This window comes from Pseudomonas sp. SIMBA_068 (genome assembly GCF_046534705.1).
GTDB lineage: Bacteria > Pseudomonadota > Gammaproteobacteria > Pseudomonadales > Pseudomonadaceae > Aquipseudomonas > Aquipseudomonas putida.
The window spans coordinates 87,401-105,224 of sequence record NZ_JAWRYI010000010.1 but is presented as its reverse complement, the minus strand read 5'-3'; the positions used below and the strand labels follow the sequence as shown (position 1 = coordinate 105,224).

Genomic DNA, 17,824 nt, shown 5'->3' with positions numbered 1-17,824 from the left:
CTTGTTGTTTTTTGACGCGCCCACGGGCGCACAAGCGAAGAGGCTCGACGATGAGTGCACTGGTTGGCGTGATCATGGGCTCCAAGTCCGATTGGTCCACCCTTAGCCACACCGCCGATATGCTGGAAAAACTCGGCATTCCCTACGAAGTGAAGGTGGTTTCTGCCCACCGCACCCCGGATCTGCTGTTCCAGTATGCCGAGGAGGCCGAAGGCCGCGGCATCGAGGTGATCATCGCCGGTGCCGGTGGCGCAGCCCACCTGCCAGGCATGTGCGCCGCCAAGACCCACCTGCCGGTGCTGGGTGTGCCGGTGCAGTCGTCGATGCTGTCGGGCGTCGATTCGCTGCTGTCGATCGTGCAGATGCCAGCCGGCGTGCCGGTTGCCACGCTGGCCATCGGCCGTGCCGGTGCGATCAACGCTGCGCTGCTGTCGGCCAGCATCCTGGGCGCCAAATACCCGCAGTACCACGCGGCGCTCAAGCAGTTCCGCACCGAACAGACCGACACTGTGCTGGACAACCCAGACCCCCGCCAGGCTTGAGGCTCAACCCATGAAGATCGGTGTAATCGGTGGCGGCCAGCTGGGCCGCATGCTGGCCCTGGCGGGCACCCCGCTGGGCATGAACTTCGCTTTCCTCGACCCGGCACCGGACGCTTGTGCCGCGCCGTTGGGCGAGCACCTGCGTGCCGACTACGGCGACCAGGACCACCTGCGCCAGCTGGCCGACGAAGTCGACCTGGTCACCTTCGAGTTCGAAAGCGTTCCGGCCGAGACCGTGGCGTTTCTCTCGCAGTTCGTGCCGGTCTACCCCAGCGCCGAAGCGCTGCGCATCGCCCGTGACCGCCTGTTTGAAAAGAGCATGTTCCGCGACCTGGGTATCCCGACCCCGGCCTTCGCCGACATCCTTTCCCAGGCAGACCTGGACGCTGCGGTGGCCAGCATCGGCCTGCCGGCCGTGCTGAAAACCCGCACCCTGGGCTACGACGGCAAGGGTCAGAAGGTGCTGCGCACGCCAGAAGACGTGGTAGGCACCTTCGCCGAGCTGGGCAGCGTGCCGTGCCTGCTGGAAGGCTTCGTGCCGTTCACTGGCGAAGTGTCGCTGGTGGCGGTGCGTGCCCGTGATGGCGAAACCCGCTTCTACCCGCTGGTGCACAACACCCACGAAAGCGGCATCCTGCGCCTGTCGGTAGCCAGCCAGGCGCACCCGCTGCAGGCCCTGGCCGAAGACTACGTGGGCCGTGTGCTGCAGAAGCTGGACTACGTCGGCGTCATGGCCTTCGAGTTCTTCGAGGTTGACGGTGGCCTGAAGGCCAACGAAATCGCCCCGCGTGTGCACAACTCCGGGCACTGGACCATCGAAGGCGCCGAGTGCAGCCAGTTCGAGAACCACCTGCGCGCCGTTGCCGGCCTGCCGCTGGGCTCGACCGCCAAGGTGGGCGAGAGCGCGATGCTCAACTTCATCGGTGAAGTGCCGGCCGTGGACAAGGTTGTCGCCATCGGCGACTGCCATCTGCACCACTACGGCAAGGCCTTCAAGGTCGGCCGCAAGGTTGGCCACGCCACCCTGCGCTGCCATGACATGGCCACCCTCGAGCGCAAGATTGCCGAAGTAGAGGCTCTGATCAGCAACTGATCGGGCTACAGATCGAACTTCTGCAAGCGGCTTGCCCTCTGAACATGGCAACAAGCCAAAGCCCGTCTAGGCTTTGGCTTGCTCCATATTCACTGCAGAGGGATTGCCATGGGCATCATTGGAACCATCTTCATCGGCCTCATCGTTGGCCTGCTGGCCCGCTTCATCAAGCCGGGCGACGACAGCATGGGCTGGATCATGACCATCCTGCTGGGTATTGCCGGCTCCTTGCTGGCTACCTATGGCGGCCAGGCACTGGGCATCTATCAGGCCGGGCAGGCGGCGGGCTTCCTTGGCGCGCTGATCGGTGCCGTGGTCCTTCTGGTGATCTACGGATTTATCAAGAAACGCTGAATACTGGTTAGAATGCCCGGCAATTCATCCGGGTTGCCGAGCATTGCCATGCGAGCCTTTTTCCTCGTCCCCCTCCTGTTGGCCAGTACCCTGGCCCATGCCGAACTGCCTGAAACCGACTGGCTGGAGCTGATGCCCAAGTCGGACCAGAAAGCGCTCGAGCAAATGCCCGAAATCGACCATAACTCGCCGGAAGCCATGGGCACCTTTACCGACAAGGGCGGGCTGAAGCAGAGCAAGGGCCTGCCAGCGGTGATGTATTCGACCAAGACCGTGGCGACCATGAACGGCAAGGACATTCGCCTGGGCGGCTACCCGGTGCCACTGGAAAGCGACGCCAAGGGCAACAGCACGCTGTTCTTCCTGGTGCCTTACCCAGGCGCGTGCATCCATGTGCCGCCTCCGCCGCCGAACCAGCTGGTGCTGGTGCGCTACCCGAAAGGGTTGAAGATCGATGACATCTACACACCGCTGTGGGTCAGCGGCAAGCTGAAGGTAGAGAAGGTCAGTAATGACCTGGCCGATGCGGCCTATGCGCTGGATGCGGGGAAGGTGAGGGTGGTGGAAGACGCAGACCTCTGATTGCCTGCACCGGCGTATTCGCGGGTAAACCCGCTCCCACAGGGTCACCACGAGCCTCAGGCGTTGCGCGGTCCCTTGTAGGAGCGACCTTGTGTCGCGAAAGGACCGCGCAGCGGTCCCGGGGGCTTCAGATCAAAGCGCTTCGCTGGCAACTACCACGCTCAGTGAGTGACTCGCGCCAGGCTTCAATTCCACAAGGTCATCCCACACATTCGCCGTCTCGATGCACAGCATCCGCTGCCAGCCGTCGTCAGCCATGTCCGCCAGCTCCCGCGCCCGATCAGTCCATGGGTTCCAGATCACCGCCGACCGCGAGCCGCTGCTGGTCAGGTTTATCCGCCGGTTCCAGTGCGGGTCGACAATGCTCAGGGTCTGAGGGGTGTCGAGGTAGATCCGGTCAGTCTCCCCGGCAAACGCCAGTGCCCCCTGCTGCTCACGCTGTTCCCAGTCCGCCAGCGTTTCGATATAGCCCAGGCCCTCGACGCCTTCGACCCGCGCCCGGCGCACATCACTAACCGCGAAGTAGCTGTGCAGTGCCTGGCTGATGGTAACGGGGGTATTGCCCATGTTGCGGCTGGTCAGGTTCAGCTTCAGCGCTTCATCCAGCTCTATCACCAGTTTCAGTTCGACATCATGAGGCCAGTCGGGTAGATCGCCCTGCGCTTCAGGCAACTGGAATTCGATGCGCAGGCCGGTGCCCGCTGCCTCGATACCCAGCAGCTGCCAGTCACGCGAGCGCGCCAGCCCGTGAGCAGGCGCCTGCTCGCCGTGGTACATGGCCTGAACGGCTTGGGGGTTGCGCTGCAGGTTGCCGAACCACGGCCAGCACACCGGCACACCGGCGCGGACCGACTTGCCCTGGCGGAAGATGGCTTGGTCGCTCAGCCACAGCAGCGGCGGCTCGCCGACCCGCTGGTAGCTGAGGATCTGTGCCCCCTGCTGGGCGATCAGGAGTTCGGCGCGGTCGCTGCTGATACGCCAGCAGTTGAGTTCGCCATGTTGCTCGGTTACGACCTGGTAGGTAGCCATTGCGTTCGTCTCATTGATTGCCAGTGGGCCTTGGACCCGGGCACATGCAATGAGTTTACCGCCCGCGTGGCTCAGCGACGAGGCACGGAACGGGTGCGGCCACTGCCGTCGATGGCAACGAAGACGAATGCTGCTTCGGTAACCTTGCGCCATTCACTGGACAACGGGTCGTCGCTCCACACTTCGACCATCATCTGGATCGAGCTGCGGCCGATTTCCAGGGTCTGGGTATAGAACGACAGCTGTGCGCCCACCGCGACGGGTACCAGGAACGCCATGCGTTCGATGGCCACGGTCGCCACGCGGCCACCGGCGACGCGGCTGGCCATGGCGGTGCCGGCCAGGTCCATCTGGGCAACCAGCCAGCCGCCGAAGATGTCGCCAAATCCGTTGGTCTCGCGCGGGAGTGCGGTGATCTGCAAGGCCAGGTCGCCTTGCGGGATTGGATCTTCTTGTTCGAGCTCAATCATGCGATGGGGCCTCTGACCCGTGACGCTTTCCGTTGATGTGGCGCAAAGGCCGGGTAAACGATTCAGCTTGAAACATACTACGCCGATTTCGTTTCACTGGACGGCCGTAGGGAAACTCTGCGAAACCGTCTGACATAAAGACCGGCGTTTTCGCACAACATCCCACGCTGGCAGCAACCTTTTCCTACGAATCGCCAGTATATAGAGCATAACCGCCAGCGACGACCGCGCATTCATGAATATCTGTATGGATTTTGTATCGCTTTCGGCGCGCCTCGGCAATTTGCTATCTTCGCCTGTCTCCCAATCCAGAAGCCGCGTGCCAAGCGGCCTGCATGCCCTACAAGAGAACAACGAGCGATGACTTCCGTGCCGAGCAGTATCGAGCAGCCCCCGCGGCCGCTGACCCGCAGTGATTACAAGACACTCTCACTGTCCGCCCTGGGTGGCGCACTGGAGTTCTACGACTTCATCATCTTCGTGTTCTTCGCCACGGTGGTTGGCAAGCTGTTCTTCCCGGCCGACATGCCCGAGTGGCTGCGCCTGATGCAAACGTTCGGCATCTTCGCCGCCGGCTACCTGGCGCGGCCGCTGGGCGGCATCATCATGGCCCACTTCGGTGACCTGCTCGGGCGCAAGAAGATGTTCACCCTGAGCATCTTCATGATGGCCCTGCCGACCCTGATCATGGGCCTGCTGCCAACCTATGCACAAATCGGCATGTGGGCGCCGATCCTGCTGCTGCTGATGCGGGTGATCCAGGGCGCTGCGATTGGGGGCGAGGTGCCGGGCGCCTGGGTGTTCGTCTCCGAGCACGTACCGGCGCGCAACACCGGCTATGCCTGCGGCACCCTCACCGCAGGCCTGACGGCGGGCATTCTGCTGGGCTCGCTGGTGGCAACCCTGATCAACAGCGTGTACAGCGCTGAAGAAGTGGCCGATTACGCCTGGCGTATTCCGTTCCTGCTCGGCGGTGTGTTCGGCCTGTTCTCGGTGTACCTGCGCCGCTGGCTGCACGAAACCCCGGTGTTCGCCGAGATGCAGCAACGCAAGGCGCTGGCCGAGGAGCTGCCGCTACGCGCCGTGCTGCGCGACCACCGCGGCCCGATCATCCTGTCGATGCTGCTGACCTGGATGCTGTCGGCCGGTATCGTGGTGGTTATCCTGATGACTCCTGCGCTGCTGCAGAGCTTCTACCACATCAGCCCGATCGACTCGCTCAAGGCCAACAGCATGGCCATCGTGCTGCTCAGCTTCGGCTGCATCGGCGCCGGCAGCCTGGCCGACCGCTTCGGCGCGGGGCGGGTGTTCGTGATCGGCAGCCTGTTGCTGCTGGCCAGCTCCTGGACCTTCTACCACAGCCTGCCGACCCGGCCCGAGCTGCTGTTCCCGCTGTACGCGCTGACCGGCCTGTGCGTGGGTGTGATCGGCGCGGTGCCTTATGTAATGGTCAAGGCATTCCCGGCGGCGGTGCGCTTCAGCGGGCTGTCGTTCTCGTACAACGTGGCCTACGCGATCTTCGGCGGTTTGACGCCGATGGTGGTGACCGCGCTGCTGAAAGTAAGCCCGATGGCGCCTGCCTACTATGTGGCAGGGCTGTGCGCCGTTGGTCTGGCCGTGGGCCTGTACCTGCTCGCCAACAAGCGCTGATCTGTTTCGGGGCTGCTGGCCTCTTCGCGGGCACGCCCGCTCCCACAGGGCTCAGCACAACCCCTTTGGGAGCGGTCGTACACCGCGAAGAGGCCAGACCTGTTATCAGTGATGGCCTTTCATCCAATTGTCACAATGAAGTCATATCGTGTTCATGCGGCCTGCCGATACTTGGGCCCGTTCCATCCAACACCCCAATATTCCTGCTAGGAGCAAGGCATGAAACTGAAGCGTTTGATGGCGGCCCTCACCTTTGCCGCCGCTGGCGTTGCAACCGCCAACGCGGTAGCCGCTGTCGATCCTGCAATCCCGACCTACACCAAAACCACCGGTGTTTCGGGTAACCTCTCCAGCGTCGGTTCCGATACCCTCGCGAACCTGATGACTCTGTGGGCCGAGGCCTACAAGAAGGAATATCCGAACGTAAACATCCAGATCCAGGCGGCCGGCTCTTCCACTGCGCCACCCGCGCTGACCGAAGGCACCGCCAACCTCGGCCCGATGAGCCGCAAGATGAAGGACGTCGAGCTGCAGGCCTTCGAGCAGAAGTACGGCTACAAGCCGACCGCCATCCCGGTCGCCGTCGACGCCTTGGCCGTGTTCGTGCACAAGGACAACCCGATCAAAGGCCTGACCATGGAGCAGGTCGACGCAGTCTTCTCCTCCACCCGCCTGTGCGGTGGCAAAGCAGACGTGAAAACCTGGGGCGACCTGGGTGTGACCGGCGACCTGGCCAACAAGCCAGTGCAGCTGTTCGGCCGTAACTCGGTGTCGGGCACCTACGGCTACTTCAAGGAAGAAGCCCTGTGCAAAGGCGACTTCAAGCCTAACGTGAACGAACAGCCTGGCTCGGCTTCGGTCGTGCAGTCGATCAGCAGCTCGCTGAACGGCATCGGCTACTCGGGTATCGGCTACAAGACCGCCAGCGTGAAGACTGTTCCGCTGGCCAAGAAGGGCAGCACCGAGTACATCGAGGACAACGAAGAAAACGCCCTGAACGGCAAGTACCCGCTGTCGCGCTTCCTGTACGTCTACGTCAACAAGGCCCCGAACAAGCCTCTGGCCCCGCTGGAAGCCGAGTTCGTCAAGCTGGTGCTGTCGCAAGCGGGCCAGCAGGTCGTGGTGAAGGATGGCTACATCCCGCTGCCGTCCAAAGTCGTCGACAAGACCCTGGCTGACCTGGGCCTGTCGCACGCTGGTAACGTCGCAAAGAAGTAAGTAACTGAAGAAGGGGCCGGTGCTGATGCCCGGCCTCTTCCACGTATTTCCAGTCCGAAGCCAGATCTTCTGTGCGGCGGGCTTTCGTGCGTCACCACTTTGTAATGTTTTTGTCACACGGGACCGCTAGGGTGTGCGCATGAATGATCTGGCCAATTCCAACATGACCCAAAACTCCCAGCCCGTGCGCATTGATTTCAATACGCCCGAGTTGCAACGCAAGCGCCGCATCCGCGCGCTGAAGGACCGCCTGACCCGCTGGTACGTGCTGGTGGGCGGGCTTGCCGTATTGGCGGCAATCACCTTGATCTTCTTCTACCTGGCCTATGTGGTGTTGCCACTGTTCCAGGGTGCCGAGCTGACCAGCAAGAAGGCCCTTGAGCCGACCTGGCTGCAGCAGGATGCCGGCAAGCCGCTGATGATCGCGCTTGAAGAACAGAACCTGGTGGGGATGCGAGTTTCGGACAAGGGCCAGGCACTGTTCTTCGATACCAAGACCGGTAACGAGCTCCAGCGGGTCGACCTGCCAGTGCCGGCAGGCACCCAGGTAACCTCGATCAGTAGCGACCAGCCGGGCAGCCCGCTGGTGGTGCTGGGCTTGTCCAATGGTCAGGCGCTGGTGTTCCACCATACCTACAAGATCACCTACCCGGACAACAAGAAAACCATCACTCCCGGCATCGACTACCCCTACGGTGAGCAGCCGTTCGTGCTCGACGAACAGGGCCGTGCGCTGGAGCACGTCAACGTCAACGTCAATGGCGACACCCTGGTATTGGCCGGGTCTACCGGCGCGCACCTGCAGGTGGTGCAGCTGACCCGCACCGAAAACATGATGACCGAAGAGGTCACCACCGAGCAGAACCGTATCGTGCTGCCGCAGATGACCGAAGCAGTGAAGAACATCTTCATCGACCCGCGTCAGCAGTGGCTCTACGTGATCAACGGCCGCGCCACCGCCGACGTGTTCAGCCTGCGTGACAAGAGCCTCAACGGCCGCTACAAGCTGGCCGAAAGCGCTGACACCGAAATTACCGCCAGCGCCCAGTTGGTCGGCGGCATATCGCTGATCATCGGTGACTCCAAAGGTGGCCTGGCCCAATGGTTCATGGCACGGGACCCGGACGGCGAATCGCGCTTCAAGCAGATCCGTACCTTCCAGATGGGCAAGGCCCCGGTTGTGCAGATTGACGCCGAAGAGCGCCGCAAGGGCTTCATCGCCCTGGACGCCGACGGCAAGCTGGGCGTGTTCCACAGCACGGCGCACCGCACCCTGCTGGTCGAGCCGGCCGCCGACGGCCCAGGCACCCTGGCCCTGTCGCCGCGTGCCAACCGCATCATCATCGAAGAGGGCGGCAAGCTGCTGCCGCTGAGCCTGCGCAACCCGCACCCTGAAGTTTCCTTCAGCGCGCTGTGGGGCAAGGTGTGGTACGAGAACTACGACGAACCGAAATACGTCTGGCAATCGACCGCTTCCAATACCGACTTCGAACCCAAGCTGAGCCTTTCGCCGCTGACCTTCGGTACGCTGAAAGCCGCGTTCTACGCGATGATCCTGGCCGCCCCGCTGGCCATTGCCGCCGCCATCTACACCGCCTACTTCATGGCCCCGGGCATGCGCCGCAAGGTCAAGCCGGTGATCGAGTTGATGGAAGCGATGCCGACGGTGATCCTCGGCTTCTTCGCCGGCCTGTTCCTGGCCCCTTACCTCGAAGGCCACCTGCCAGGCGTGTTCAGCCTGTTCCTGCTGATGCCGCTCGGCATCCTGCTGGCCGGCTTCACCTGGAGCCGCCTGCCGGAGTCGATCCGCCTGCGTGTGCCAGATGGTTGGGAAGCCGCGATCCTGATACCGGTCATCCTGTTCACCGGCTGGTTCGCCCTGACCATGAGCCCGCACCTGGAAAACTGGTTCTTCGGCGGTGACATGCGCCTGTGGATCACCAATGACCTAGGCATCACCTACGACCAGCGCAACGCCCTGGTCGTGGGTATCGCCATGGGCTTTGCGGTCATCCCGAACATCTATTCCATTGCCGAAGACGCCGTGTTCAGCGTGCCGCGCAGCCTGACCCTGGGCTCGCTGGCGCTGGGTGCGACGCCTTGGCAGACCCTGACCCGCGTGGTCATCCTCACCGCCAGCCCGGGTATCTTCTCGGCGCTGATGATCGGCATGGGCCGTGCGGTGGGCGAGACCATGATCGTGCTGATGGCCACCGGCAACACCCCGGTGATGGAGATGAACCTGTTCGAGGGCATGCGCACCCTGGCCGCCAACGTGGCCGTGGAAATGCCGGAATCGGAAGTCGGTGGCAGCCACTACCGCGTGCTGTTCCTGGCCGCGCTGGTGCTGCTGATGTTCACGTTCGTCATGAACACCTTGGCCGAGCTGATTCGCCAGCGTCTGCGCAAGAAATACTCGTCGCTTTGATAGAAAGGTAGCGATCCGTGAAAAAGGATTCCCTCAAAGGCTGGTTCAAGAGCGGCGCCCCAGGCGTCTGGATGAGCGGCGGCGCCGTGGCCATGGCGGTGATCATGACCATTGGCCTGCTGGCGGTGATTGCCGTGCGCGGCCTGGGCCACTTCTGGCCGGCCGATCTTGTCCAGGCCACCTACAAGGTACCGGGCCAGGCTGACCACATCGTCATCGGCGAAGTGGTGCAAAAGGAAGAGGTACCCCGTGCCCGCCTGAAGGGGGCCGGCCTGCCGGTACCGGAGCAGGGCCCGGAGTTCATGACCCGCGAGCTGATCAAGGTGGGTAACCGCGACCTCAACGGCAGCGATTTCACCTGGGTGGTCGGCGACTGGCTGGTCGATGAACAGCGCCCGGCCGACCTCATCGCCCTGGAGCGCCGCGAGTGGGGCAACTTCTATGGCTACCTGGTCAGCGTCAAGGAAGAAGGCCGCGTGGTTGCCGAAGGCCCTGCTGCCTGGAACGAACTGCAGGCCCGCCTCAAGCGCGCCAGCCAGCTCAACGGTGAGCTGCAGCAGCTGGAGAAGAAGGACATCGGTGCCATCAACCATGGCCTTGAGCGCCTGCGCCTGCACGCCCGCAAGCTGGAGCTGGACGGCAAGCTGGACGCCGCCGCCCAGGCCGACATGGACGCCGACCGGGCCGAGCTGAACAGCCGCTACAAGGCCATCGAAGACCGCTTGAGCGGCCTGCACCAGGCCTTCGCCCGCGACAGCCTGGTGGCACGCGATGGCAACGGCCGCGAAGTGGAAATCAACCTGAGCAAGGTGGTGCACGCCATCCAGCCGAACGGCATGTCCGGCTTCACCAAGCTGGGTACCTACTTTGCCAAGGTCTGGGAGTTCCTCAGCGATGACCCGCGTGAGGCCAACACTGAAGGCGGTATCTTCCCGGCCATTTTCGGTACCGTGATGATGACCCTGATCATGGCCGTGATCGTCACCCCGTTCGGTGTGCTGGCTGCCGTCTACCTGCGCGAATACGCACGGCAAGGCCCGGTGACCCGACTGATCCGCATTGCGGTGAACAACCTGGCTGGCGTGCCGGCGATCGTCTACGGCGTGTTCGGCCTGGGCTTCTTCGTCTACGTGCTGGGTGGTTCTATCGACCGCCTGTTCTTCCCTGAAGCACTGCCGGCGCCAACCCTGGGTACCCCGGGCCTGCTGTGGGCATCATTGACCCTGGCACTGCTGGCCGTACCGGTGGTGATCGTGGCCACCGAAGAAGGCCTGGCGCGTATTCCGCGTACCGTACGCGAGGGCTCGCTGGCCCTGGGCGCGACCAAGGCCGAGACGCTGTGGAAGATTGTCTTGCCCATGGCCAGCCCGGCCATGATGACCGGCATGATCCTCGCCGTGGCCCGCGCCGCCGGTGAAGTGGCCCCGCTGATGCTGGTGGGTGTGGTGAAGCTGGCGCCTTCGCTGCCAGTGGACGGCAACTACCCGTACCTGCACCTGGACCAGAAGATCATGCACCTGGGCTTCCACATCTATGACGTCGGCTTCCAGAGCCCGAACGTCGAGGCCGCGCGGCCGCTGGTGTACGCCACGGCACTGCTGCTGGTACTGGTGATCGCCTCCCTCAACCTCTCGGCCGTGTGGATCCGCAACCACCTGCGCGAGAAGTACAAGGCGCTGGACAGCTGATCAGAGCTTTAAGTCACAAGCGGCAAGCTCCAAGCAGATTGCCGCTTTGCCCTAACTTGCAGCTTGCAGCTTCAAGCTCGCAGCTACAAACGGAGTGAGACCATGCAGCAAGATTCTCATACCCACGGCATCGACATGTCTGCCCTGGGCCGCAACAAGCAGGGCCTGCAACTGGCCGAAGAAACCGTGGCCATCGAAGTGCCGGGCCTGAGCCTGTTCTATGGCGACAAGCAGGCGCTGTTCGATATCAGCATGAACATTCCCAAGCAGCGCGTGACCGCCTTCATCGGCCCGTCCGGCTGCGGCAAGTCGACCCTGCTGCGCACCTTCAACCGCATGAACGACCTGGTTGACGGCTGCCGTGTGGAAGGCGCCATCAACCTCTACGGCAACAACATCTACCGCAAGGGCGAAGACGTGGCCGAGCTGCGCCGTCGTGTGGGCATGGTGTTCCAGAAGCCCAACCCGTTCCCCAAGACCATCTACGAGAACGTGGTCTACGGCCTGCGTATCCAGGGCATCAACAAGAAGCGTGTGCTCGACGAAGCCGTCGAGTGGGCGCTGAAAGGCGCGGCCCTGTGGGACGAGGTCAAGGACCGCTTGCACGAGTCGGCGCTGGGCCTGTCCGGCGGCCAGCAGCAACGTCTGGTCATCGCCCGCACCATTGCCGTGGAACCGGAAGTGCTGTTGCTCGACGAACCTTGCTCGGCACTGGACCCGATCTCGACCCTGAAGGTTGAAGAACTGATCTACGAATTGAAATCCAAGTACACCATCGTCATCGTGACCCACAACATGCAGCAGGCGGCCCGGGTTTCGGACTACACCGCGTTCATGTACATGGGCAAACTGGTCGAATTCGGGGACACCGATACCCTGTTCACCAACCCGGCGAAGAAACAGACCGAAGACTACATCACCGGTCGCTACGGCTAGCAGCCACGCGGCCCGCTCCCACAGGGAATGACACGAACTACATGAAGCTTGCAGCCTCTTCGCGGAGCGAACGATGATCAACAAAGAAAGCCTTACCCACCATATTTCCCAGCAGTTCAACGCCGAGCTCGAAGAAGTGCGCAGCCACCTGCTGGCCATGGGTGGCCTGGTGGAAAAACAAGTCAACGACGCCGTTACGGCGCTGATCGAGGCCGACTCGGGCCTGGCCCAGCAAGTGCGCGAAGTCGACGAGCAGATCAACCAGATGGAGCGCAACATCGACGAGGAATGCGTGCGCATCCTCGCCCGTCGCCAGCCGGCGGCGTCGGACCTACGGCTGATCATCAGCATTTCAAAGTCGGTGATCGACCTTGAGCGCATCGGCGACGAGGCGACCAAGATCGCTCGCCGCGCCATCCAGCTGTGCGAAGAAGGCGAGTCGCCGCGCGGCTACGTCGAGGTGCGCCACATTGGCGACCAGGTGCGCAACATGGTTCGCGATGCGCTGGACGCCTTTGCCCGCTTCGATGCCGACCTGGCGTTGTCGGTGGCCCAGTACGACAAGACCATCGACCGCGAGTACAAGACCGCCCTGCGCGAGCTGGTGACCTACATGATGGAAGACCCGCGCTCCATCTCGCGGGTTCTGAGCGTGATCTGGGCGCTGCGTTCGCTGGAACGTATCGGTGACCACGCGCGCAACATTTCCGAGCTGGTGATCTACCTGGTGCGCGGCACCGACGTTCGCCACATGGGCCTCAAGCGCATGACGGCAGAAGTGCAGGGTACCGCTGTCGCCGATGGCGAAAAGGCTAATGTTCCGGGCGAATCTGACGATAAGTAAGGTTGCTCCCGAGCTTCGACGCCCGGCCTCGGCCGGGCGTTTTCGTTTGCGGTCGAGGAGCCGGCAGGCACCCGCGAACGATGTGAAGAAGTCCCGGCGTGACCAGGTTGTAGCAAATAGCCATTATTTGGCAGTAGGCTAGTCGGGATTCAGAAGGAGTATTGATGAGTAAAGTGAATGTGCTGGTCGTGGATGACGCCCCGTTTATCCGTGACCTGGTCCGCAAGTGCCTGCGCAATGCCTTCCCGGGCATGGCCATCGACGACGCCGTCAATGGTCGCAAGGCCATGGCCATGCTCGGCAAGGAAGCCTTCGACCTGGTCCTGTGCGACTGGGAAATGCCGGAAATGTCCGGCCTGGAATTGCTCACCTGGTGCCGTCAGCAGCCTGCGCTGAAGAACCTGCAGTTCATCATGGTGACCAGCCGTGGCGACAAGGAAAACGTCATTCAGGCGATCCAGGCGGGCGTGTCCGACTTTGTCGGCAAGCCGTTCACCAACGAGCAACTGCTGACCAAGGTGAAAAAGGCGCTGACCAAGATCGGCAAGCTCGACAGCCTGATGGCCATCGGCCCGGCGCGGGCCAACTCGGCATTCGCCAACGATTCGCTGAGTGCCCTGACAGGTGGCAAGCCAGAGGCGGCCAAGGTGACGGCCCCCGCGCCAGCGCCGGGCGCTGCCAAACCATTGGTCAATGCACCCACGCCGTCGGCCCCTGCTCCGACGGGGCGCGGCCAAGGCCAGTTGCGCCTGGCTAGCGGCATGCAACCGTGCGTGATCAAGGCGCTGAGCCTGAAAGAGGCACTGCTGGTGGTACGCCGCAGCGAAGCGCTGCCGCAGGTGCTGGAGGGCGCCGTGCTGGACCTGGAGCAGGGCGAGAACGCTGAAGTTGCGCGTTTGAACGGCTACCTGCATGCCGTCGCAGCCTTGGAGCCCAAGCCCGACAGCGACTGGCTACAGTTGACCTTCAAGTTTGTCGACCAGGACGCCCAGAAGCTCGATTACCTGTCGCGCCTGATTGCCCGCGGGACGGCGCAGAAGCACTTCACCCCCGGCGCCTGACAACCAGGCAGCAGGTCAACCCTTGTGGGAGCGCCCCGGCAAGGCCGCTCCCACAGAGAAAGCGCCATCCGACCAACTGCAATACCTGCCTCAAAACCCGCTGCTAGGCTTCGATAGATCATAACTGTCAAAAAGCCACTATCATGCCCGCCCGCCTGCTGCTGTTCTGTGCATTGCTCATGGCCTCGGCGTCGAGCCTGGGTGTGACGCTCTACAAGATCACCGACGACTTCGGTGTCATCTCATATTCCGACCGGCCAGGCCCGGGCGCCAAGCCCTTGGTGCTGCGCGAGCCCATGGTCGAAACGCTCGAAGGCCAGGTGCTGCTGAACGCGAAAACCTTCGACGGCGGCGTGAGCTTTTCGGCACGCAACGAGCTGCATGTGCCGGTAGAGGTCGAATTGCGCCTGGACAACCTGGTAAACGCGCAAGGCGGCGATGCCCCGCGTATCGTGCGCCGGCTGCTGCCGCCGCGCACCACGCAAATGCTCAGCGTGCTCAGGGGGCGGCCCGGGCTGCTGCTGAACTACCGTTCGACCCTGCTGCAGGCCATGGGTGACCCGGGCAAGCGGCCCCAGGGCTTCCGGTATGCGTTCCCCTGGGTCGGCGGGCCATTCCGCGTCACCCAGGGCCCTAACGGCCGTGTCAGCCATTTTGGGCCCAAGGGGCGCTACGCCATGGATATCGCCATGCCCGAAGGCACTACCATCATCGCGGCGCGCGAGGGCGTGGTGGTGAAGACGGAAAACAGCCAGAGCGGTCGCGCGCCCAACCCCTCGGGTAACTTTGTCAGGATCCTGCACCCGGACGGCACCATGGGCGTGTACCTGCACCTGATGCGTGGTTCGGTGGTGGTGGCGGAGGGGCAACGGGTACGCCAGGGGCAGATGCTGGCCAGGTCGGGCAATACCGGCAACAGCACAGGGCCGCACCTGCATTTCGTGGTGCAGCGCAATGTGGGGTTGGCGCTGGAGTCGATACCTTACCGGTTCGACCGGCCGATCAGCGGGTTACCCGACTTTACTGCGGGTAACCCTTGAGATTGCCGGGCCTGCAAAGCAGCCCCATACCCCTCAATCCAGCTTGAGCACCTTGGCCAGCACGATCTTGGGCCCTTTCATCTTCTTGATGATGATGCGCAGCCCTTCGACCTCCAGCACTTCCTCTTCTTCAGGCACACGCTTGAGCGTCTCGTAGATCAGCCCCGCCAGGGTTTCCGCCTCGATGTGATCAAGGTCGATGCCCAGCAGGCGCTCTACCTTGAACAGCGGCGTATCACCCCGTACCAGCAGCTTGCCTGGCTGGTAGGCGAGAATGCCGCGCTCGGTCTTGCGGTGTTCGTCCTGGATATCGCCCACCAGTACTTCCAGCACGTCTTCCATGGTCAGGTAGCCGATGACCTTGCCGTCGGCTTCCTCCACCAGCACGAAATGCGCGCCGCCCTTGCGGAACTGCTCCAGCAGTTGCGACAGCGGCATGTGCCGCGATACGCGCTCCAGTGGCCGGGCGAGGTCGTCCAGGTCGATGGTTTCGGGCAAGTGCTCCAGCTCGGCAAGCTCCAGCAGCAGGTCCTTGATGTGCAGCAGGCCGGTGAATTCTTCACGCTCGGCGTCATACACCGGGTAGCGGCTGAATTTGTGGCGACGTATCAAAGCCAGGATCTGCTTCAGCGGCGCATGGGCATCGATGCTGACCATATCTTCACGCGAGTTGGCCCAGTCGACCACTTCCAGCTCGCCCATTTCCACGGCCGAGGCGAGCACACGCATGCCTTGGTCGCTTGGGTCCTGGCCACGGCTGGAGTGCAGGATCAGCTTCAGCTCTTCACGGCTGTAGTGGTGCTCGTGGTGCGGGCCCGGTTCGCCCTGGCCGGCAATGCGCAGGATGGTGTTGGCGCTGGCATTGAGCAGGTAGATCGCCGGGTACATCGCCCAGTAGAACAGGTACAGCGGCACTGCCGTCCACAGCGACAGCAGCTCGGGCTTGCGGATGGCCCAGGACTTGGGCGCCAGCTCACCGACCACGATGTGCAGGTAGGAAATGACAAAGAACGCGACGAAGAACGAAACGCCCTTGATCAGTTCGGGCGAGTCGACACCGAAGTATGCGAGCAGCGGCTCGAGCAAGTGGGCAAAGGCCGGTTCGCCGACCCAGCCCAGGCCCAGGGAGGCGAGGGTGATGCCCAGCTGGCAGGCCGACAGGTAGGCGTCGAGCTGGTTGTGTACCTTGCGCAGGATGTTGCCGCGCCAGCCATGCTGCTCGGCAATGGATTCCACGCGGGTGGCGCGGAGCTTGACCATGGCGAACTCGGCGGCAACGAAAAAGCCGTTGAGCAGCACCAGCAGCAAGGCAAAGATGATCATGCCGAAATCGGCGAATAACGAGGTGACGCTGATACCAGGGGAAGGGTCCATGATGGAGTTTTAACGGGGTCCGTCTTTGAGATTGAGAGAAAAAAAGTGCCAGCTCTTGCTGGCACAGGGGATCCAATGTAGCGGCTAGGGCCGTAAAAGCAAAGGGCGGCGGGCTTATTGTGGTCCCTGTGGGCGCGGGCGTGCCCGCGAAGGGCTGCGCAGCAGCCCCGATCTCAAGCCTTTTCGGTGACCAATTGTGCTGGCGCAAAGTGACAGGTAAAGGTGCTGCCATGCCCCGGCACGCTGCTGATGTCCAGCTTGCCGCGATGGCGCATCAGCACATGCTTGACGATCGCCAGCCCCAGCCCTGTGCCACCGGTATTCGACGCACGGCTGGAGTCCACCCGGTAGAAGCGTTCGGTCAGGCGCGGCAAGTGCTTGGCGTCGATGCCCACCCCCGAGTCCTGCACAGACAAGTGCGCACCTTGTGCATCGGCCCACCAGCGGATGCGGATGTTGCCCTCGTCCTGGGTGTACTTCACCGCGTTGAACACCAGGTTGGAAAAGGCGCTGCGCAGTTCCGACTCGCTGCCCTTCAGCTTGACGCCGGGCGCGGCTTCGAGGGTGATGCGCTGGTTGCGTGGCCCAGACAGGGCCTGGGCGTCGTTCTTGATCGCGGCGAGCAGGGCTTCGACCGCCACCGGCTGGTTGTCCGACGGGTAATCGGTGGCTTCCAGCTTGGCCAGCAGCAGAAGGTCGTTGAGCAGCGTCTGCATGCGCGAACCTTGCTGGCTCATCTGCTGCAGGGCGCGGGTCCAGCGCGGGTTCACATCCTCGACGTTGTCCAGCAGGGTTTCGAGGTAACCCGTGATCACCGTCAGCGGTGTGCGCAATTCGTGGGACACGTTGGCGACGAAGTCCTTGCGCATCTGTTCCAGCTGGTGGATGCGAGTGACATCGCGCACCAGCATCAGGTGTTCGTTGTTGCCGTAGCGGGTGATGTGCAACTGCACGCGCATGCGGTCGTTGATGGGCGAGGGGATTTCCAGCGGTTCGAGGTAGTTCTCCGCCTCGAAGTATTCCTTGAAGCGTGGGTGGCGCACCAGGTTGGTGACCTGCTGGCCACCGTCCTGTGGGGTCTTGAAGCCCAGCAGGGTTTCGGCGGCACGGTTCCACCATTCCAGGTTGCCGTCGCTGTCGAGCATGATCACCGCGTCGCGCAGCGCGGCGGTGGACTCCTGCACCCGGTCGATCACTGCCTGCAGGCGGCCACGTACGCGCTGGTCGCGGCGTTGCAGATGGTAAATGCTGTCGAACACCTCGCCCCACAGGCCGTAACCATCGGGCGGTGCTTCATCGGGCTGGTGGTTGCGCAGCCAGTCGTGCAGGCGCAGCAGTTGCTTGAGGGTCCAGCCCAAGTAGAGCGCCAGGCCAATGGCCAGGCTCCAGCCATAGTAGCCGCTGACCAGCCCGCCGATCAGGCAGACGGTAATCAGCAACAACAGATGGCGAATCAGGGTTGCGTGCCAGTTCTGGTTCAATTGACGGTCCTTGTACAACGACGTGCAGCTTGGC

General features: G+C 62.9%; 16 protein-coding genes. 12 read left to right on the top strand and 4 right to left on the bottom strand.

Going from position 1 to position 17,824, the window contains the following annotated elements; translation table 11 throughout:
* Positions 1–50 precede the first annotated feature (50 nt).
* The 4 genes from purE (at position 51) to SB756_RS21740 (ending at position 2,571) form a co-directional block, all read left to right on the top strand.
* Positions 51–542 (top strand): 5-(carboxyamino)imidazole ribonucleotide mutase, encoded by a 492-nt coding sequence (gene purE / locus SB756_RS21755; protein WP_016489856.1) that lies wholly within the window; start codon positions 51–53, stop codon positions 540–542.
* Between the two features lie 10 nt (positions 543–552).
* Entirely contained in the window at positions 553–1,635 is a 1,083-nt protein-coding gene (locus SB756_RS21750) for a 5-(carboxyamino)imidazole ribonucleotide synthase (protein ID WP_016502259.1), read from the top strand.
* Positions 1,636–1,743: 108 nt separating this feature from the next.
* The gene (locus SB756_RS21745) at positions 1,744–1,989 is read left to right on the top strand and encodes a GlsB/YeaQ/YmgE family stress response membrane protein (RefSeq protein WP_012054121.1); all 246 of its coding nucleotides are present in this window, start codon (positions 1,744–1,746) and stop codon (positions 1,987–1,989) included.
* 48 nt (positions 1,990–2,037) lie between these two features.
* Positions 2,038–2,571, top strand: a complete 534-nt coding sequence (locus SB756_RS21740) for a DUF3299 domain-containing protein (RefSeq protein ID WP_177313737.1) — start codon at positions 2,038–2,040, stop codon at positions 2,569–2,571.
* Positions 2,572–2,703: 132 nt separating this feature from the next.
* Here SB756_RS21740 and SB756_RS21735 read toward each other — a convergent pair whose 3' ends face one another.
* The gene (locus tag SB756_RS21735; protein ID WP_341797152.1) at positions 2,704–3,600 is read right to left on the bottom strand and encodes a D-hexose-6-phosphate mutarotase; all 897 of its coding nucleotides are present in this window, start codon (positions 3,598–3,600) and stop codon (positions 2,704–2,706) included.
* Between the two features lie 71 nt (positions 3,601–3,671).
* Positions 3,672–4,070 (bottom strand): acyl-CoA thioesterase, encoded by a 399-nt coding sequence (locus SB756_RS21730; protein WP_016489852.1) that lies wholly within the window; start codon positions 4,068–4,070, stop codon positions 3,672–3,674.
* Between the two features lie 360 nt (positions 4,071–4,430).
* Here SB756_RS21730 and SB756_RS21725 point away from each other — a divergent pair, with 360 nt between their 5' ends.
* The 8 genes from SB756_RS21725 (at position 4,431) to SB756_RS21690 (ending at position 14,935) form a co-directional block, all read left to right on the top strand.
* A complete protein-coding gene (locus SB756_RS21725; protein WP_049277693.1) occupies positions 4,431–5,720 on the top strand; it encodes an MFS transporter in 1,290 nt (429 codons plus the stop codon).
* Positions 5,721–5,939: 219 nt separating this feature from the next.
* Complete coding sequence (locus SB756_RS21720) at positions 5,940–6,938, top strand: phosphate ABC transporter substrate-binding protein PstS (RefSeq protein ID WP_016502256.1); 999 nt, start codon at positions 5,940–5,942, stop codon at positions 6,936–6,938.
* Between the two features lie 139 nt (positions 6,939–7,077).
* Positions 7,078–9,366, top strand: a complete 2,289-nt coding sequence (locus SB756_RS21715; protein WP_410911825.1) for an ABC transporter permease subunit — start codon at positions 7,078–7,080, stop codon at positions 9,364–9,366.
* 71 nt (positions 9,367–9,437) lie between these two features.
* Positions 9,438–11,054, top strand: coding sequence for a phosphate ABC transporter permease PstA (gene pstA / locus SB756_RS21710; protein ID WP_410911929.1), 1,617 nt, complete (start codon positions 9,438–9,440; stop codon positions 11,052–11,054).
* Between the two features lie 102 nt (positions 11,055–11,156).
* Entirely contained in the window at positions 11,157–11,990 is an 834-nt protein-coding gene (gene pstB / locus SB756_RS21705) for a phosphate ABC transporter ATP-binding protein PstB (protein WP_341797149.1), read from the top strand.
* 73 nt (positions 11,991–12,063) lie between these two features.
* Positions 12,064–12,834, top strand: a complete 771-nt coding sequence (gene phoU / locus SB756_RS21700) for a phosphate signaling complex protein PhoU (RefSeq protein ID WP_016489846.1) — start codon at positions 12,064–12,066, stop codon at positions 12,832–12,834.
* Between the two features lie 164 nt (positions 12,835–12,998).
* A complete protein-coding gene (locus SB756_RS21695; RefSeq protein WP_059394544.1) occupies positions 12,999–13,895 on the top strand; it encodes a response regulator in 897 nt (298 codons plus the stop codon).
* A gap of 143 nt (positions 13,896–14,038) precedes the next feature.
* Positions 14,039–14,935, top strand: coding sequence for a peptidoglycan DD-metalloendopeptidase family protein (locus tag SB756_RS21690; RefSeq protein ID WP_341797148.1), 897 nt, complete (start codon positions 14,039–14,041; stop codon positions 14,933–14,935).
* 33 nt (positions 14,936–14,968) lie between these two features.
* On the opposite strand, the gene SB756_RS21685 is transcribed toward SB756_RS21690, so the two are convergent.
* Positions 14,969–16,309: a hemolysin family protein gene (locus SB756_RS21685; protein ID WP_059394542.1), complete on the bottom strand. Its 1,341-nt coding sequence runs from the start codon at positions 16,307–16,309 to the stop codon at positions 14,969–14,971.
* 173 nt (positions 16,310–16,482) lie between these two features.
* A complete protein-coding gene (gene phoR / locus SB756_RS21680; protein WP_341797147.1) occupies positions 16,483–17,790 on the bottom strand; it encodes a phosphate regulon sensor histidine kinase PhoR in 1,308 nt (435 codons plus the stop codon).
* Positions 17,791–17,824: the final 34 nt, after the last annotated feature.

Coding starts and splice junctions, on each gene's coding strand:
- purE (WP_016489856.1), top strand. CDS start 51: ATGAGTGCACTGGTTGGCGTGATCATGGGCTCCAAGTCCGATTGGTCC.
- SB756_RS21750 (WP_016502259.1), top strand. CDS start 553: ATGAAGATCGGTGTAATCGGTGGCGGCCAGCTGGGCCGCATGCTGGCC.
- SB756_RS21745 (WP_012054121.1), top strand. CDS start 1,744: ATGGGCATCATTGGAACCATCTTCATCGGCCTCATCGTTGGCCTGCTG.
- SB756_RS21740 (WP_177313737.1), top strand. CDS start 2,038: ATGCGAGCCTTTTTCCTCGTCCCCCTCCTGTTGGCCAGTACCCTGGCC.
- SB756_RS21735 (WP_341797152.1), bottom strand. CDS start 3,600: ATGGCTACCTACCAGGTCGTAACCGAGCAACATGGCGAACTCAACTGC.
- SB756_RS21730 (WP_016489852.1), bottom strand. CDS start 4,070: ATGATTGAGCTCGAACAAGAAGATCCAATCCCGCAAGGCGACCTGGCC.
- SB756_RS21725 (WP_049277693.1), top strand. CDS start 4,431: ATGACTTCCGTGCCGAGCAGTATCGAGCAGCCCCCGCGGCCGCTGACC.
- SB756_RS21720 (WP_016502256.1), top strand. CDS start 5,940: ATGAAACTGAAGCGTTTGATGGCGGCCCTCACCTTTGCCGCCGCTGGC.
- SB756_RS21715 (WP_410911825.1), top strand. CDS start 7,078: ATGAATGATCTGGCCAATTCCAACATGACCCAAAACTCCCAGCCCGTG.
- pstA (WP_410911929.1), top strand. CDS start 9,438: ATGAGCGGCGGCGCCGTGGCCATGGCGGTGATCATGACCATTGGCCTG.
- pstB (WP_341797149.1), top strand. CDS start 11,157: ATGCAGCAAGATTCTCATACCCACGGCATCGACATGTCTGCCCTGGGC.
- phoU (WP_016489846.1), top strand. CDS start 12,064: ATGATCAACAAAGAAAGCCTTACCCACCATATTTCCCAGCAGTTCAAC.
- SB756_RS21695 (WP_059394544.1), top strand. CDS start 12,999: ATGAGTAAAGTGAATGTGCTGGTCGTGGATGACGCCCCGTTTATCCGT.
- SB756_RS21690 (WP_341797148.1), top strand. CDS start 14,039: ATGCCCGCCCGCCTGCTGCTGTTCTGTGCATTGCTCATGGCCTCGGCG.
- SB756_RS21685 (WP_059394542.1), bottom strand. CDS start 16,309: ATGGACCCTTCCCCTGGTATCAGCGTCACCTCGTTATTCGCCGATTTC.